Annotated in this window: 11 protein-coding genes and 1 pseudogene; 9 read left to right on the top strand and 3 right to left on the bottom strand. The window is 52.6% G+C overall.

All coding sequences use genetic code 11. From position 1 onward, the window contains the following. Positions 1 to 62: 62 nt before the first annotated feature. Entirely contained in the window at positions 63 to 1277 is a 1215-nt protein-coding gene (locus CIP100161_RS11630; RefSeq protein ID WP_155874429.1) for a Fic family protein, read from the bottom strand. A gap of 463 nt (positions 1278 to 1740) precedes the next feature. Between CIP100161_RS11630 and CIP100161_RS11625 the strand changes: the two genes are divergently transcribed. The 3 genes from CIP100161_RS11625 to CIP100161_RS11615 all read left to right on the top strand — a co-directional run bounded on the left by CIP100161_RS11625 (position 1741) and on the right by CIP100161_RS11615 (position 5742). Then, positions 1741 to 2403: a superoxide dismutase family protein gene (locus CIP100161_RS11625; RefSeq protein WP_155874428.1), complete on the top strand. Its 663-nt coding sequence runs from the start codon at positions 1741 to 1743 to the stop codon at positions 2401 to 2403. A gap of 113 nt (positions 2404 to 2516) precedes the next feature. Next, the gene (locus tag CIP100161_RS11620; protein WP_155874427.1) at positions 2517 to 4205 is read left to right on the top strand and encodes an ABC-ATPase domain-containing protein; all 1689 of its coding nucleotides are present in this window, start codon (positions 2517 to 2519) and stop codon (positions 4203 to 4205) included. A gap of 238 nt (positions 4206 to 4443) precedes the next feature. Continuing rightward, complete coding sequence (locus CIP100161_RS11615; RefSeq protein ID WP_155874426.1) at positions 4444 to 5742, top strand: Fic family protein; 1299 nt, start codon at positions 4444 to 4446, stop codon at positions 5740 to 5742. A 190-nt stretch (positions 5743 to 5932) separates the two neighbouring features. Here CIP100161_RS11615 and CIP100161_RS11610 read toward each other — a convergent pair whose 3' ends face one another. Beyond that, positions 5933 to 6358, bottom strand: a complete 426-nt coding sequence (locus tag CIP100161_RS11610; RefSeq protein WP_232053169.1) for a DNA/RNA helicase domain-containing protein — start codon at positions 6356 to 6358, stop codon at positions 5933 to 5935. Between the two features lie 220 nt (positions 6359 to 6578). Here CIP100161_RS11610 and CIP100161_RS11605 point away from each other — a divergent pair. Continuing rightward, positions 6579 to 7543 (top strand): annotated as a pseudogene (locus CIP100161_RS11605) (Abi family protein). Positions 7544 to 8188: 645 nt separating this feature from the next. Here the strand turns inward: CIP100161_RS11605 and CIP100161_RS11600 are convergent. Beyond that, positions 8189 to 8398, bottom strand: coding sequence for a DUF4177 domain-containing protein (locus CIP100161_RS11600; protein ID WP_155874424.1), 210 nt, complete (start codon positions 8396 to 8398; stop codon positions 8189 to 8191). A gap of 289 nt (positions 8399 to 8687) precedes the next feature. On the opposite strand from CIP100161_RS11600, the gene CIP100161_RS11595 reads away from it, so the two are divergent. The 5 genes from CIP100161_RS11595 to CIP100161_RS12655 all read left to right on the top strand — a co-directional run bounded on the left by CIP100161_RS11595 (position 8688) and on the right by CIP100161_RS12655 (position 16892). Then, positions 8688 to 10640, top strand: a complete 1953-nt coding sequence (locus tag CIP100161_RS11595; RefSeq protein WP_155874423.1) for a DNA-binding protein — start codon at positions 8688 to 8690, stop codon at positions 10638 to 10640. Positions 10641 to 10719: 79 nt separating this feature from the next. Beyond that, positions 10720 to 12327 (top strand): class I SAM-dependent DNA methyltransferase, encoded by a 1608-nt coding sequence (locus CIP100161_RS11590; RefSeq protein ID WP_155874422.1) that lies wholly within the window; start codon positions 10720 to 10722, stop codon positions 12325 to 12327. Next, a complete protein-coding gene (locus CIP100161_RS11585) occupies positions 12327 to 13499 on the top strand; it encodes a restriction endonuclease subunit S (RefSeq protein WP_155874421.1) in 1173 nt (390 codons plus the stop codon). The genes CIP100161_RS11590 and CIP100161_RS11585 overlap by 1 nt, the downstream gene beginning before the upstream one ends. Continuing rightward, the gene (locus tag CIP100161_RS11580; protein WP_155874420.1) at positions 13492 to 16692 is read left to right on the top strand and encodes a type I restriction endonuclease subunit R; all 3201 of its coding nucleotides are present in this window, start codon (positions 13492 to 13494) and stop codon (positions 16690 to 16692) included. Before CIP100161_RS11585 ends, CIP100161_RS11580 begins: the two co-directional genes overlap by 8 nt. Further along, positions 16692 to 16892 (top strand): DUF6414 family protein, encoded by a 201-nt coding sequence (locus CIP100161_RS12655; protein ID WP_456298357.1) that lies wholly within the window; start codon positions 16692 to 16694, stop codon positions 16890 to 16892. The genes CIP100161_RS11580 and CIP100161_RS12655 overlap by 1 nt, the downstream gene beginning before the upstream one ends. The last annotated feature ends 9 nt before the right edge of the window (positions 16893 to 16901 follow it).

Raw genomic sequence — 16901 nt, 5'->3', positions numbered from 1 at the left:
ATCGTTGGGCCGATTTTTTGCTTGCTCACCGCGGGGCTGCGGTGGTCAGTATTAATTGTAGTTCATTCAATAGCTTCTAATCCCAGTTCCTCACATGCTTGAGATGTGAGCGCAAACGCCAAAGGCTTAGATCGACGTTTCACCACTAACCCTTTTTGGCAAAGAGTTTCTAGATCAGAACGCAGTGTTGCTTTTGTCTCCAAAAAATACTTTTCTAGAATGTCCAGATCGATAGATCTTTCTTCGCTAAACAACCACGCTTGTCCTAATAAAAATTGAATGTCGACATGGCGATCGGGAACTTTGTTGCCAGTTTTTCGCTTATCGACACTCCCGTTTAGTTTTTTGTAGCCATCGTGCCGGGCAGTCAGATCCGTAAGTGCTGCATTTTGTGCCTGCAAAAGTATTTTCAGCAATGTGGCAACAAAAAGTGTGAGGTCACCTTTATTTAATGGATGCTCGGTTTCTTCAAAGGCTTTATAGTAGTTGTTTCGTTTCTCAAATAAAGCAGGCGATAGAGCCATCACAGTAGGAGGTAAAAGAACCGTATAGAGTTTCTGCGCGAGCAGGAACCGTCCTGTGCGCCCGTTACCATCAAAAAATGGGTGGATATATTCAAACATAAAATGTGTGACCATGGCTGCTATGAGTGCTGGTATGTCATCATCATTTAATATATCCAGCATAATTTGGATCCGTGGTTCGATTTCTTCGACAGGAACAGCTTTGTGAATGACCTTTGTTCCACTGACTATCTGTGTAGTGTCAGAGCGAAAGAGACCGTCGTCGATACGGTCTTCTTCTGCTATCTCACCGGCTGTCACTGTGTCAAAGATATTTTTTATATCTTCACAGGTCGTTGGCACTGGTCGAGTCCCAGATCCTAACTCTCGATATATTCTTGCGATTTCTTCGAATCTATTTTTGGTTACTTCATTCCAAAACTTTCGTTGCAAAGCCGCTGAGATTTCATTCCGCGTAGAATGAACAGCCTCAATATCATTGGTTGCCTTTATTTCGTTTACCAGAAGTTTGTTCAAATAGCCTTTAGTGGCAACCGGCGGAAGTGCCTGCCAAATTTCTTGGATTTTTCGCTCCGTAATAAAAATTTGTTCGGATTGTGTCACTAGTTCTGGGGTCAATAGGCAGAATGCGGGGTTCTCTCCGATATTGAAATCCCACCTCAAAGCACTTTCTGACGTAATTCTCTGGGCGTACAACCGTGTAGAGGAATCACTATCTTGGTGGAAATGCGTTTTTAAAGATTTATATGTCATTCTCGGTCCTAAAATTCGAAAAACTGGCGGTTTTTGTAAAATTCCTCAAATGCTAGCAGCGGATATTTGTAAAAATCTATCATTTTTGCAAATATCGCTTTTGCTACCGATGGATGTCGATGGCCAGTAGGGGTAATCTCATAAACTCCCCTATCATTCCGCTAAACCCCTTGCTCCCCTGCCGCCCTTAAGCTCTAGGTGAGCAATTTTTGTACCTTAAGTGCCATTTTTTGGGGGGTGTCCTGCGGTTTTGCGGCCTTAGGGTGCAAAAATTGCTCACGGGCGCGCTGGGGTGGAATCGTGGAGTGTCATCCCGATCGGGCTCGGGAAATTGGGTCTGGCTAAATTATCTCAGTGATGCTAAAGTGCTTTTCAATACCAAAACACTATCTTTAATTGTCATTTCATAGTTTTATTCTATCGGGTGGCATAGTGGGATAGCTGATGAAATGAAAGGCTAACAATGAATACTCGTGCATTCTCTGCAACTTCCCCACGATCAAAAAAGTTCACAATGCTAGGTGCGGGATTTGTCGTAGCAGGTGTTTTATCCCTGACAGCTTGCGGTAACAGTGCTGAGAAAGCTGAAAATGCCTCGATGAGCGCATCGGCAAGTGAGACGTCGTCAGGCGAGATGGCAACCCCATTTGCTACCGCGAAGCTCGTCACGCAGAAGGGTGAAGACGCCGGCACAGTTACTTTTACAACCACACAGGCTGGGACTGAGATCAAAGTTGACGCAAAGGGGCTTGAGCCAGGGTTCCATGGTTTCCATGTGCACGATAAGGGTAAATGTGAAGGTGACTTCAAGTCCGCTGGAGGTCATTTAAGCGGGCCAAATCATGCACATGGTGCTGACCATTCCGCGGGATACCATCCGCACGCTGGTGATTTGCCCTCACTTTTGGCTGCTCAGGATGGCACTGCAAAGTTGACGGTCACGACCGACGCCCTGACCCCCGAGCTGCTTCTCAGCACCGATGGTGCCAGCCTTATTGTGCACGAAGGCCGAGATAACTTCGCCAACATCCCCGAGCGCTATGCGCCAGAAGGCCCTGATCAGGACACATTGAAGACCGGCGACGCTGGTGCTCGCTTTGCATGCGGTGTAATCACAGCAAAATAACCCCAGCGTGAGCAATTTTTGTACCTTAAGCGCTGTTTTGAGGGGGGCGTCCTGCGGTTTTGTAGCCTTAGGGTGCAAAAATTGCTTATGGGGTGGCTCAGATATGCGGTAGCATGCGGTGTTCTATGGGCACTTTATTTCAGCGGTTGAGCAGTTTAGATGGCAAGGGTTATGGCGCGTACAAGTCGATTGCAGGACGGCACGCCTTGGAGGGGCTTTCAGGGGCGGAGCTGTTCTTGGATAAGGTGCAGTCGGATCCATACGCGCCGGCGTCGTTAAGCCGTGTGCGGGTCCCGCTGGCCGTGCTGCCATTTTCAGGGAGCTTATCGACGCACCAACGTGACCTGCTTAATCGCCGAATCGCGGGGGAGTTCTGCCACGGTTTGGCCATTGATTGCCCCGGCCAGCAGGTGTTGTCGCGGGCGGCGGTGACGCAGCTAGATGATGCGCTGCAGATTTGTTTTGAGGTGCAGCTGCCGGCGCGGGGGCGGCGTATCCGTGGGCGTGAGGCGGCCCAACTGCTGTGCAACGCCTTGCCGCGGGCACTCGACCGTGCGCTGTGCATAACCGCTGGTGGGGATGCGCTACAGGTCGAGCTGGACGCGGCGGCGGAGCTGGAGCGCGATCAGGCTGCGCTGCGGGGTGCGCTCGCGGGTGCTGGGCTGGTGGCGTTCATTGCCGACGGTTCCATTTTGCCTCGTCAGGCGGGCAACAGTGACGAGCCGAAGTCCCATGCGATCCCGTTTTCTGCACCCGACTCCCTGGCCCATGAGTTTGCGCTGCCGTCGGGGCGGACCGTGCGCGGCATGGGAATCCCGCAGGGTGTGACCCTTATCGTCGGTGGCGGCTACCACGGCAAATCAACGCTGCTATCCGCTCTGGTCACCGGCGTTTATGACCATGTTGCCGGCGATGGCCGTGAGCTTGTCGTCGCCGACCCTACCGCCGTCGCCCTACGCGCCGAGGACGGCCGCGCGATCACGGGTGTTAACATCTCGCCATTTATCAACGGGCTGCCGTCGGGGGAGCGTACCACCTCCTTTTCCACCACCAACGCCTCAGGCTCCACATCGCAGTCCGCCGCCCTGATGGAAGCACTCGAAGCAGGTGCGCGCACACTCCTCATTGATGAGGACACCTCCGCCACCAACTTCATGATTCGCGACGCACGCATGCGCCGCCTCGTCCCCGCCGACCGCGAACCCATCACCCCGCTCGTCGACCGCGCCCGCGAACTATGGCGCGACCACGGCATTTCCACAGTCGTCGTCGCCGGCGGCTCAGGCGCCTTCATCGACATCGCCGACACCGTCATCGCCATGGACGCCTACACACCCCACGACGTAACCACCCAAGCGCAACAACTCATCAACACCACCCCAACAGTGCCTGCTCTCACGCCAATGACATGGCCCACTCCGCGGGTGGTCGCGCGCGTCCGCACCCAACGTGACCAGCGCGGACGCGCCCCCAAGCCGCCACGCGCCCGCGGAATCGACACCATCCAGCACGGTAGCTGCGACATCGACCTCCGCGCCATCAGTCAACTCGCCTGTACCTCCCAAACCCAAGCAATCGCCCGCATCATCGCAACCCTAGAAAAGCGTGCCGACGGCCACACGCCCATGATCACACTGGTCAACGACGTGCTCGCGGAGGTAGAAACCCACGGATGGGCAGCACTCAGCGGGCAGCGCGCAGGCTCTCACGCCGAGCGACACCCAGGGCGCGTGGCCATGCCCCGGCTGCAGGAAGTTATGGCGGCGCTCAACCGCTACCGCGGGCTTTCGCTTGTGGTGTGAGGGGTGCGTGAGGGGTGCGTGAGGGGTGCGTGAGCAATTTTTGCACCTTAAGCCCCGTTTTTGAGCAGCCGTCCTGCGGTTTGCAGCCTTAGGGTACAAAAATTGCTCACAGCGGCGGCGCAACCGGCCCGTGATCATGTTTGGATAACTGTTTTCCGTTGCTTCCACCCTGATTTCATGTTTGAATAACTGTTAAACAATCATGAAACAGGCTTTGGGGAATGGAAAGGCGTTAAACATGCCTCAATGGGTTACGCGTCATTGGATACCGGCTGACGGTAGTGGCATTTCTCGAAGAGATAGACAAGGCGGCAGCTATGAGGCATACATCCCTGACACACTTTCTGATGCCAGTTTCGTTATTCCTGTGGAATTGGCGCAAAAAGCTGCGGAAATCGAGAGAAGCATTATTGCTTTAGGGCGGCGAGATGGTGCGGGGCAACTGGAAAGCATTGCGCGCCTGCTGATGCGCTCGGAAGCGATTTCGTCGTCACGCATTGAAGGCATTGCGCCTAACGTTGACAAGGTTGTTCTTGCTGAATTGGCACAAGAAGAAGACGTTCGTGGCTTCAAGGAAAGTGCTGAAGCCGTGGCGAGAAACCTACAAGTGCTTCGTTCCGTAGAAAATTCCTTTGCTACTACACCAGAAATTACCCCAGAGCATCTTGGGCAGTTGCAATCTGAGCTCCTTGGCGCGCATCCAACGGTTCCTGTAGGGATACGAAAGATTCAAAACTGGATTGGCGGACCTGGTCGAACACCCATTGGGGCCGAATTTGTTCCGCCACCGCCTGAAGAAGTTCCCACCTTAATGACCGATTTCTGCCGGTACTTTAATGGTGCTGCACATGGAGCTTTGACCCAGGCTGCAATTATCCATGCCCAGTTTGAAACTATTCATCCGTTCGCGGATGGAAACGGCCGTGTTGGGCGTGCCTTGATCCATGGGACTCTATTGCGTCGTGGGTTAACGCATCAAACAATTCTGCCTATTAGTTTAATTTTGGGCACGTGGTCCAAACGCTATGTCGAAGGGCTTACGGCGTTTCGTCAAGGTGATGTTCCTCGTTGGCTCGATACCTTTTTTGATGCAGCACAGGAAGCCGTCACACAGGCGAATTTACTGGCTGATCAGTTATTAGGGATCCAACAGGATTGGGAGCAACACTTAGACGAGTACCGGAAAAGCCAAGGTAAAACCCGTGCGCTGCGTGCAGATTCGATAGATTTCAAACTGCTCACAGGTCTTGCTGCGCATCCGATTGTGACAGCTAAGACGCTAGAGCGGTTGTACGGTGTGACCTGGTCCAACGCGCGCCGGGCGCTTGAAGATTTGCAGGCTGCGGGCATTTTGCGTGGAAAAGTTATCGGTACTCGAGGCACGACTGGTTATTATGCCGACGACATCTTAAGCCTGATCACTCATGCGGATCGCCAGCTAGCAAGTAGTCAGTTTGATACTCGCTTGGCGCAGCCATCAGGACGCGCGGTTCCCACCCCACCAGTTTTGCCTCTTGGGTCTGCCTTGCTTGGTTAGGTTTGTGCTTAGCGACGAAACCAAGCGGGTTGTGTGTTTGATGCATAGCCTTGCAGAACGCGAAGAAATCCCCCGTCAGCTCAACCAAGCCCCGACGTTAACGGTCTCCCAAGTTTACCCGTACATCGAACATGCCTACTGTCGCCCCGCCGAAAACAACATCAAAAAATTTAGCTGCCCAACTACTAACCTAAAACAGGATTCCATCACCCCTGACTACCTGCACGATCTCACAAGTAATTGACAGCAGCCGAGAAGAAGCAGACGCTTTGAGCAATTCAGCCTGTAGCGCTGGATCAACGGCGTAGATGTAAACACCGTGGACACCGCGGGTCATAAGAACGTTGAGCTGATTACGTAAGAGATCTTCTGCAAAAGATTTCTTTGATCCATCCGATAGGGTTCTTTTTGCTCGGACGTTAGGGTTGCGGCTTTCTTCAGGTACGAAGACGATTTCGCCATCACGGTACTGGACTGATGGGCCGATGATAACCCCAGCGTAGTTGAGGTCAAAGCCTTGAATCGTGAAGATTGCCCCGACTTCATTGAAAGTGTGTGGTTTTTCTGCCCAGCTAAGTTCTTTATTTTTGGAACCGCGGGGAGTAGCAATCCACACCCCGTTTGGTGTACCGATAAATTCCCCCGGTCAGCGTGTTCATGTGCGATTATGAGGCGTTGGGGGTGTCGTAAATTGCGACACCAGCTAATGCGCGCTATCGTTCTAGATAACAGTTCCCGCAGCCGCCTCTCTCGGAAGCGTCCCGCTGTAGTGGCCCTGGTAAGCCCTAGAAACCCTCCGGTTTCTAGGGCTTATCCTCAATTAAGGAGCAAACTAAATGGCTAATAGGCCCCCCTTTCTTACCTTAGAAGAACGGGTGGATTACCTGTACAAAAAGGATTACTTTGCTCGGGATAGTTTCACTGACTGTGATATCGCCCGACTAGAATCGATGAATTTTCATTACTTCTTGGGATACGCCCGCAATTTTCGTGAGTTGCACTTCGATGGAAAATTGGGTGGTCAGAAAACTCCTGACCGTGTTTTTCGATTGATTGATATCGACGCGAGGGTTTCGGAAGTCCTTTATTCGGGTATCCGAAACGCTGAGTGGCTATTGCGGCATTATCTTGTGCAAGAGTATTGCGAGAAGTTTGACCCACGTGGTTCTTTTCTTGATTTCGAAAACTATTTGAATTTGGGTGGGGATTACACTAATGACCATTTAGTTCGTGGCTTAATGAACGACATTCTTGAATACAGTGAAACGTATGTCGTAGAACAACTCTCTGAAGCCGGTAAGGCGCTGAAGTGCGAACCTCCTAAGCGGTGTGATGTGAGTAATTGGGAGCATTGTAGAGCGCTATCGAAAGACTTGGCGTTATGGTCAGTCGTTGATAGCTTTTCGCTCGGTCGCTTGGTGAAGCTGATACAACGTTGTGACAACACACCGGATGATGGACAGCGTATTTGGCGTAAAATTGCCGCAGATATGGATATCCCCGCTGGGCGTTTCGATCCGGGAATGGAATCGTTACGGTCACTGAGAAACTTAGTATCGCACCAATCTAGACTTTGGCTAAGACCGACAACAAACACCGTGAAAAACAAGGCCAGTTTCGTAAGAAAATTGACCGTTGTCACAGAAAGTCAATGCTTCCGGCTTTTTATAATGTGGCTAGTTTTCAGGACGACGAAAAAAAGCGCTTTGATTTCGCGAAACGCCTTGAGTTAATAATCGACTTCGAACCAGACTATAAGTTTGGCGTAAGTGCATTTGGTTCGTCGACTAAAGATAGATAGACAAAGGCCACCGCCTCGGCGCTCTAGATGTTGAACTGGCCCCTGAAAGTTGATCTGGTCCGTTAATAAAGTATGGCCAAAAAATCGACAGCTGCGAGCACATAGTCGTCTTGCCATTCATTGTCTAGCCGCTATCACGTTTCCTATTGTCCGGATGCATGTTGAGCTTCGGAACATCAACCCGAGACACCCCCTCCTCAACAAGAAGAAAACGGGCAAATGCCCAGCAGATAGATGGGAACAAAGCTCTACTTTCAGCTATAAGCGATAATGCGCTGAAGTTAGGGCTAGCGTAGCTTAAGAGTTAATTCTCTATGCTAGAAGTGAAGTGCCCCAAATTTTCCCATCTACTCAAACGGAACAAAACCTGGGGCACTTCAGGTGGAGTATGTCACTGCTTTCGGCGACGTCACCCCCGGATCATTTTCTTAACAGGGACAGGAATAAGCCATACCGAAGCCGGCGACTAGTTCCATTGTCCTTTCGGACGGCGAGAACGGACATAAACATAGCCCGCCCACTCGGGTGGAACTGCTAACAACGTAATGAGCAGTTCAATCTCGTCGCCCACACTGAGTATTTCGCCGCAGCTATGCGGTGAAATAGGGGGTTAGAGGTCGGAATTTCTTTCGAAGTACTTGGTTTCTAGGTAAGGCTTTCAAAGACCATTGTCGCTTGGATGCGATCGCCACCCATTAGGCCTTTACTGCCTGATGAGGCAGTGGTGATGGTATGTAGGCGGTAGCCTTCGGCTGCTTTGCTGTTGATTACGTTTTCAAGCTGGGTGAGGTTTGCGGAGCCAGTACCTAGGAATTTTTCTTTGAGTACGACTTGCAGAACTTCATATTGTGGCATGAGTTTTCCTTCTCATCGAGTTTCGAGTTTTCCTCATGCTACAAACAAGAACCCTCATATATGTGTGGTTTCGTACTTTTTACCAAGTCTGGGGAGTTTCAAAAAGGGTGGAGTACTTGAGCCATCCTCAAGCAGGAATGTTGCATACAACACTACGCACAGTCATCATTACATGTTCGTTAAGGGTGCTTAACAGACACATGTAAAAAACGCTGATTAAAGTTCTCTATTATCAGATTTGATCGTTGGAGCAACCACGGCATGGGCGTTGAAAGTGAGGTAAGTGAAGATGAGCGCACTGTTGATCTCTATGCAAGGGATAGCGAACTTAGCAGAAGTAAAACGTCCAGCTGTTACGCAATGGCAGACGCGTTTTCCTTCTACCTCTGCGACTCCTTTTCCGAAGCCTGTAGAAACAGATCCTTCGATGAAATTTGATGCTCGTGAAGTAGCGCGGTGGCTTATTGACACGCATCACGGTAATAATGCAGAAGCTGTCGAGGATGTGGCCTTTCATAGCGATCTTTTCTTGGATGCTGTAAACCGCCCAGCGGTGTGGGCAGCATTGGCAGTGCATGCTTTAACTGGGGAGGAAGTAACGCCGCAGCTTGTCCGTGACCGCCTGTTCTTGGAACCGGTTGTTCCGGAGTCAGTCCTCAATGGTGAATTAGATGTGGCGGTCGCTATTGCTAATGAATTGGCAGAGGCAGGTTTCTCCGCGGTCAAAGTCTTGCAGAAGATAATCGGGTATCGTCGTAACGCATCTGCCGAAGGCATGATTGCTGGTGCTGAGCTGTGTCTCGATGCCGTGGGATCAGAAATTGCACAGATGCTAAGCATTGACGAGGGCAGTCGAGAAATCGTGGCCTTAGGTGCTGGCGGCGACACGTGGGCTCAACGAGTTTCCGGCGCAATGCCTGTACCTTCCCGTTTAGCTCTGCAGTATTCCCGATTCAGCCCGGAAATGTGTCTGAGCATCGGGCTGGGCATTCCGGTAGAGGTGGACACTGACGAATGGGATCCTTCTGCCGTAGTGTTAATGCGATGGTTGGCCGCTACGGCCGATAACTCTGAAGAGTTTTTCAATCAGGTGGATCTCGCTGTGACCGGTCTTGACCAGCGTGGATGCGTATTGGTAGTGGGGCCGGCTGATTTGCTCATTTCTTCTCAATCGGAGTACCTAAACACCGAGCGAAGGAACTGCCTGTGGCCGAGTCGAACCAGCTTGCAAACTTCACTTCGATTTGCTGCGCTGCTACCTAAAGGGTGGACTCGGCACTTGGGGCAAAAGCAACTTGCGTTGTGGGCTCTGCGGAATAGTGTCAATGCCGAAACCGCTGATGACGTGGTTGTTCTTGCGGATTATTCGGTGATGGATTTAGCCCCAGATTCAGTTCGTCATCTAGTCCGAGATGTATTAGCAGCTGTAGATAACCGGGTAAATCCGAGGTCGCATACTTTCTATAAAGCTGAGGTCATCCCGCAGCGTATCGCGCGGATGCGTGATTCTTTGATGCCGACATTGGAACGGCAAGCGTCGATTAGCGAGGACGTGTCGATGACACAGTTGCGTGAGAGTGCGTCATCGATAGGCATTACTCCTTTCAATAACGCGCCTTTTGCTCAAGCTGGAAATCCGTATGCTCCGCGACGGAAGCAACTGGTCAACTGGGCGCAGGCGACGAACGGGCCCGAAGCGGTGGTGAAGTTGCTGTCGGGGTTCAAACTTGCCGATATTGATGTAGCCAATCCTGATGGCACTGTGCCAGTGATTGGGCGAAGTGAATTGTTGGGGCTTGTCCAGGTCGGTGAGCGAAAAGTTGATTTGCTGGAGTTGGAGTTCAAGCTTCGGAACGCCCATTTGACCGAGCCGGGCGACGTTTTGTTTGCCTTTGATGGTAGGCCGCATGTGTTTGTGGACTCTTCCGGCGGTGCGCTCGTTGAGGCACCAGTGCAGGTTCTGCGGTGTAGGCAGACTCGGGGGAGGACGAAGGAGCTGTTGAAGAAGGTGACAACACCGCATTTGTTGGCGCAGCAGCTTAGCAAGGTGAAGGCGAAGAAGAAGGAATCGTGGTTGGTGCCGGTTGTGGATCGGAAGGACGCGGTTGCCTTTGAATCTGCTCTAGTGGAGGTCAATGCGAAGCGACAGGAGCTCCAGTCTCAGCTAGACCGGCTCGATAGTTTTCAAGCAGAGCTGGGAGAAGCGCTGGTTAGCGGCGCTATTAGGGCGGCGCCTAGTTAGCCCACGTGATAACTGTATGAAGCTCAGTGCTTCAACGAACTAGAAAATAGCGAAAAGCAAAGATAAGTGAGGAAAGAAAATGGTACGAAAGAAGAAGGAAGTGGCCAAGGTCCCTTCCACCCCTAAGGAAATCAAGGACACATTGTGGAAGTCCGCGGATAAGCTTCGCGGTTCTATGGATGCGTCGCAGTACAAGGATGTTGTTCTGGGGCTGGTGTTTTTGAAGTACGTATCGGATTCCTTTGATGAGCGTCAGAAGGAAATCCGCGCGGAGCTAGAAGGTAAGGGTTTCGATGAGGAAGACATCCTAGAAGATCTTGCCGACGTTGATGCTTACACCAGTGAGAATGTTTTTTGGGTAGCGCCTGTGGCTCATTGGAACTTTCTGAAGAAGAACTCCAAGGGCATGGAGTTGGAGGGTCAACATAAGTCCATCGGCAAGTTGATTGATGAGGCGATGCAGCAGCTCATGGCGGATAACGAATCGTTGCTGGGTACGCTGCCGCAGATTTACGGCAAGGACAATATCGACCAGCGTCGTCTCGGTGAATTGGTGGATCTGTTTAGCTCTACGTACTTTGCCAGCACTAGGGATAAAAAGGCCCGTGACCTGCTTGGGGAGGTCTACGAGTACTTCTTGGATAAATTCGCCAAGGCCGAGGGCAAGCGGGGCGGCGAGTTCTATACGCCGCAGCCGGTTGTTCGAACGTTGGTAGAAATCCTTGAGCCGACCGAGGGGCGTGTGTATGACCCTTGCTGTGGTTCGGGCGGCATGTTTGTGCAGGCGGAGAAGTTCTTGGAGGTTACTAAGCGCGACCGCAGCGCAATTGCCGTTTACGGCCAGGAACTCAATGAGCGTACTTGGCGTATGGCGAAGATGAACTTGGCTATTCACGCTATCAGCTCGTCCGGTTTGGGTGAGCGTTGGGGCGACACGTTTGCTCGCGATATTCACGCAGGCACCAAGATGGACTACATCATGGCTAATCCGCCGTTCAACATTAAGGATTGGATTCGCAATGATGAGGACGCCCGTTGGAAGTACGGTGTGCCTCCGGCGAAGAACGCGAACTTTGCGTGGATGCAGCATATCATTTCCAAGCTGAAGGATCACGGCGAAGCTGGCGTGGTGATGGCGAACGGCACTATGACGTCGCAAAGCTCTGGTGAGGGCGAGATCCGCAAGAACATGGTGGAAGATGACATTGTTTCGTGTGTGATTGCGCTGCCGGCGCAGTTGTTCCGTGGCACGGGCATTCCGGTGTGCGTGTGGTTTTTTGCTAAGGATAAGTCGGCGGGTGCTGGTGGCAGTGTTGATCGCCGTGGTGAGGTGTTGCTTATCGACGCCCGCCAGCTCGGCCACATGATCGATCGCACGGAGCGGGCGTTTAGTGATGAGGACATCGCCAAGATTGCTAATGCGTTCCGTACCTGGCGTGGGCGTAAGTCCGCGGAAGGGGAGTACGAGGACGAGGCGGGCTTCTGTAAGTCAGCGACGATTGAGGAGATCCGCGAAGCTGGCTATGCGCTAACGCCGGGCCGCTACGTGGGTATGCCTGAGGCCGAAGAAGATGATGAGCCTATCGACGAAAAGATCGCACGTCTAGCTGCAGAATTGACTGCTGCATTGGACGAATCCGCGCGTTTGGACGCTGTTGTTCGCGAGCAGCTGGGGAGGTTGAAGTGATGGTTAACTCTAAGAAGCTCGGGGATGTTCTAACAGTTTTGGACAGCGACCGTCGGCCAATCAAATCCAATGAACGAATCCCAGGAAAGACGCCCTACCTCGGAGCTTCAGGGGTGGTCGATTTCGTGGAAGGAAGAACCCATGAGGGGCCGCTGCTGTGTCTCGCTGAAGATGGGGAAAATCTTCAGTCGCGTTCATTGCCTGTCGCGTGGTGCCAAGACGGAGAGTTCTGGGCTAATAATCATGTTCACGTGCTTGGTGGCGTTTCTCGTAACCGACTCAAATTCTTTGAATATGCAATCCTCAACACTGATTTGTCGGGCTATATCACGGGGTCAGCCCAACCCAAATTGTCTCAACAAGCAATGAGAGATATTTCAGTTCCCGATTTTGGTTTTGATGAGGAGGAACGAATTGGTGAATTCTTTGGTGCCTTGGATGACAAGATTGCGGCGAATCAGCAGGTTATTAACGCCCAGGATGTATTAGTGCAGTCGTTAGTTCGCCGGGAAAATCAAGCAGGGGTATGTATTCGGCTGGATGATATCGCTAAATCCGTAAGCCGAGGAGTCGCACCAAAATATACAGATGACGGTTCATTGGTTGTAAACCAACGGTGCATCCGAAATCAGGCGGTTGACTTGACTGCGGCGAGAACTCTGTCGAATTTGCCAGAAAATAAGGCCAAACGGCTTGAGCCTTCGGATGTACTAATCAACTCGACTGGTGTAGGGACATTAGGTAGAGCGGCCAGGTGGATTGAGCGCATTCCCGATGCAACTGCGGATTCGCATGTCTCAATCGTGAAGTTCGATGAGCGAAAAGTTGATCCTGAATTTGCAGGAGTAGTCCTGACATCGATGGAAAAGCAGATTGAAGACCTCGCCGAGGGCACAACTGGGCAGACAGAGCTTCGACGAGACCTACTGAGTAGATTACCACTTCAATTACCCAGGATTAAAGTTCAACGTCAGGTTGGAGCTCAAATCCGACAATTTGACGCTTCTAAAAGAGCTTTGGAGAAAGAAAACCAAGTCCTCGCTGCAACCCGTGACGAACTATTGCCGCTGCTGATGAACGGGAAGATCACCGTTGCAGAGGCGAAGGAAGCGGCCGGGGACGTGGGCGTCGTAAAGCAAAACCAGCAGGAGGAAGGAGATAGCAGTGTTTAGTGAAGAAATGCTGGAGCAAACCGCTCTTGAGGTGCTCGTTGATAATGACTGGGAAAAGCTCACCGGTACAGCAGTCGCGCCGGGCTCTGGTGAGCGCCAAAACTGGAAAGAAATAGTTCTCCGGCAAACGCTGAATGAGGCTGTCTCCAAGCTGAACCCGGAAGTACCCGAGGAGTTTCTGCAGCAGGCCATCGGCGAACTGCTAACGCCAAAGTCCCAGGATCCCGTGGCGGAAAACCTGCGCGTGCATCAGATGCTGGTGCAGGGATACTCGGGAATTGAGTACTACGACCTCGACGGGCAGCGCCAAAATCCGACGATCTATTTTGTGTCGTCCAATGTGGATAAAAACGACTACAAAGTGGTCAACCAAGTCATCATCCGCAACGTGGAATATGAGCGTCGTTTCGACGTAGTGGCCTACATCAACGGTCTGCCGGTTGCATTCTTTGAGCTGAAGAAACCCGCTGGTAAATCCACAGCGGAAGAGGCATTCAACCAGCTACAAACCTATGTCCACGAGTTCCCCATGGCATTCCGCTTTGCCAACGTCGTGGTGGCAAGCGATGGACTCGACGCGCGATACGGCACCCCGTTTACTCCGCTGAACCACATGTCGCCGTGGAACGTCGACGACAGCGGCTTGCCAATTCAGATGGACCAACCAGACAGCTCCGGGCAGATTCCGCTCGGGTTGGAAAACGTGATCTGGGGTGTATTCAATCAGGTTCGGTTCCTGCAGCTCATGCGCGAATACACCGCGTTTGATGACACCGATCGCGGTCTGTACATGCGCATCGCCAAGCCGCACCAGTACTTTGCTGTGACCAAGGCTGCCGCCACCACCATTCAGGCTGTGCGAAGAGACGGCAGGGCTGGCGTCGTCTGGCACACTCAGGGCTCAGGCAAGTCCATGGAAATGGAAATGTACACAGCCAAAGTGATGCGCGCCCCAGAGCTGGAAAGCCCAACCATCATCGTGATTAACGACCGCACGGAACTCGACGGTCAGCTCTACAGCACCTTCCTCGCCAGCACCCTGTTGCCGGAAAAGCCCCGCCAGATTGAAGACCGCGATGACTTGCGCACCGCGTTGGCCACACGCACCTCGGGCGGTATTTACTTCACCACCTTGCAGAAATTCGGCCTGACCGCGGACGAGCGTAACGCCCACGCCAAGCACCCGGTGCTGTCGCAGCGACACAACATCATTGTTATTGCTGATGAAGCCCACCGGTCGCACTACGGCTTTTCCGCCCAGGGCAACAGAGACGGCTACGCAGCGCATCTGCGGGAGGCACTGCCGAATGCGACCATGATTGCCTTCACAGGCACGCCGATTTCTGAATTGGACCGCAACACTAGGGAAGTATTCGGCGATGACATTGACGTGTATGACCTGCAGCGCGCAGTCGACGACGGCGCGACCGTGCCCGTTTACTTCGAGCCACGGCTAATCCCGCTGGCCCGAGTCCAAGGCATCACCGACGAGTACATCGACGCCACCGCTGATGAGGCACTCGAAGGACTCAGCGAGTCTGAGCGTGCCCGAATCCAGCGCACCGCTGCTGCTCTCGAAGCCATGTATGGTGCCGACGATCGCTTGGACACGCTTGTCGACGACCTACTGCTGCGGTGGGAAGACCGCAAGACCGTCATGCAGGACTTCATCGGATGCCCAGGCAAAGCCATGATCGTCACATCTACCCGCAGTATCGCAATGAAGATGTACGACAAGATCGTCGCAAAGCGCCCTGACTGGCATAGCGATGCTGACGACAAGGGCAAGATCAAGGTTGTGTACTCCGCGAATCCGTCAGATAGCGCGGAGATTAAGAAGCATATGCGTCGGCCGAGCGCTATTAAGGCTGTCAAAGAACGTGTGAAGAATCCAGACGACGAGCTGGAAATCATCATCGTGAAAGACATGATGCTCACCGGTTTTGATGCGCCGCCACTGCACACATTGTTCATCGACCGGCCATTGCGCGGTGCATTGCTCATGCAAACACTTGCCCGCGTGAACAGAACCTTCCGAGGCAAGCAAGATGGTCTGCTCATCGCATACGCGCCCCTGACCGACAACCTGAAGGAAGCGCTCGATGAGTTCACCGTCGATGCAGAGAAAACCGGTGAAAAGGTAATCGGCCAGCATGCGGAAGAAACCCTGACTATCGCGCAGCAGTTCCTGGGACAAATCCACGAACTAGTGACGGTGGATTGGCACACAAAGCTGCAAAGCGGTGACGTGCGCGGGGCACTAGCAACGGTGGCGGGATTCTTACGTTCACCACAGACACCAGGGAACACTGACCCAGAAAACCCAATGGCTCGACCGGTAGCGAAGAAATTCCGAGAGCTTTCTAGCGCGCTAGCTCGGTCCTGGGCGATTGCTGTGACCGCTAACGGCGCTGATGAGATTCGATCGGAAGTGGAGTTCTACCTTGAGGCGCGCCAGTGGCTGATCAAGATAGAAGCGGCGGACAGAGCAAGTCGCGGTGAACCGATTTCTGATACCGCGCGACGTATTCTGGGCAAGCTCGTCGTCGATGCTGCTGAAAGCCGTGAGGTATTGGACATCTACGCGGAGATTGGGCAGGATGTACCGAATCTACAGGAGCTTGCTAGCCAAGGTTTCAGTGAAAAGAACGTCAAGTCCAACATTGAAATTGCGATCGAGGCGCTGAGGGCGAAGCTCCAACAGGGAGTACGTGACGCGACCGGAAATAACGAACTGCGCAGCCAACTATTTTCGGAGCGTATCCGAGAGGTGATGACGCGCTACACCAACCAACAGCTCACCGCTGCCGAAGTGATCGCGGAGCTGGTGGCGCTATCTAAGGAAGTGGTTGAAGAATCACGCCGTGGTGAGAAATTCGCTCCTGCTCTGTCCAACGACGAGCTGACGTTCTTCGACGTGGTCTCCCAGAACGAGTCAGCCGTCACTGTGTTGGGTGATTCCGTGCTTGCTGACATCGCCCGTGACTTGGTTGCCACCATGCGTCGCGACACCCGCACCGACTGGACCGTCCGCGACGACGTCAAAGCCAAGCTACGCCGCACCATCAAGTTGCTGCTGCGCAAGTACGGGTATCCACCAGACCGGCAAAAGGAAGCCACCCAGTTGGTGTATGAACAGATGGAAAAGTTCGCGCCACGGTATGCGAGTGGTTTTGGAGAGGATGAGAAGTAATAGAATTACGAGAATTTCTCTATTTGGACGAGGAACTGGTTAACCAGTTCGTAAGTCAGCTTGATTTCGGTTTGATTGATTACGAACAGGTCACTCAAGCTAACGAAAAGATGAAGGGCGGCGAGGTAGGCGGTCGCTTTGCAAAAAGGTGGCGTAGATGCCCAACTCCTCTGAAGAAGCCAGATCATTTGTTGCCCTAGATTGTGAAA

The organism is Corynebacterium rouxii (assembly GCF_902702935.1).
GTDB lineage: Bacteria > Actinomycetota > Actinomycetes > Mycobacteriales > Mycobacteriaceae > Corynebacterium > Corynebacterium rouxii.
The sequence above is the reverse complement of the archived record's forward strand: the minus strand, read 5'-3'. Positions and strand labels throughout refer to the sequence as shown.

Bases quoted from the DNA above. Each gene is read 5' to 3' on its own strand.
- CIP100161_RS11630 (WP_155874429.1), bottom strand. From the start codon at position 1,277: ATGACATATAAATCTTTAAAAACGCATTTCCACCAAGATAGTGATTCC.
- CIP100161_RS11625 (WP_155874428.1), top strand. From the start codon at position 1,741: ATGAATACTCGTGCATTCTCTGCAACTTCCCCACGATCAAAAAAGTTC.
- CIP100161_RS11620 (WP_155874427.1), top strand. From the start codon at position 2,517: ATGCGGTGTTCTATGGGCACTTTATTTCAGCGGTTGAGCAGTTTAGAT.
- CIP100161_RS11615 (WP_155874426.1), top strand. From the start codon at position 4,444: ATGCCTCAATGGGTTACGCGTCATTGGATACCGGCTGACGGTAGTGGC.
- CIP100161_RS11600 (WP_155874424.1), bottom strand. From the start codon at position 8,398: ATGCCACAATATGAAGTTCTGCAAGTCGTACTCAAAGAAAAATTCCTA.
- CIP100161_RS11595 (WP_155874423.1), top strand. From the start codon at position 8,688: ATGAGCGCACTGTTGATCTCTATGCAAGGGATAGCGAACTTAGCAGAA.
- CIP100161_RS11590 (WP_155874422.1), top strand. From the start codon at position 10,720: ATGGTACGAAAGAAGAAGGAAGTGGCCAAGGTCCCTTCCACCCCTAAG.
- CIP100161_RS11585 (WP_155874421.1), top strand. From the start codon at position 12,327: ATGGTTAACTCTAAGAAGCTCGGGGATGTTCTAACAGTTTTGGACAGC.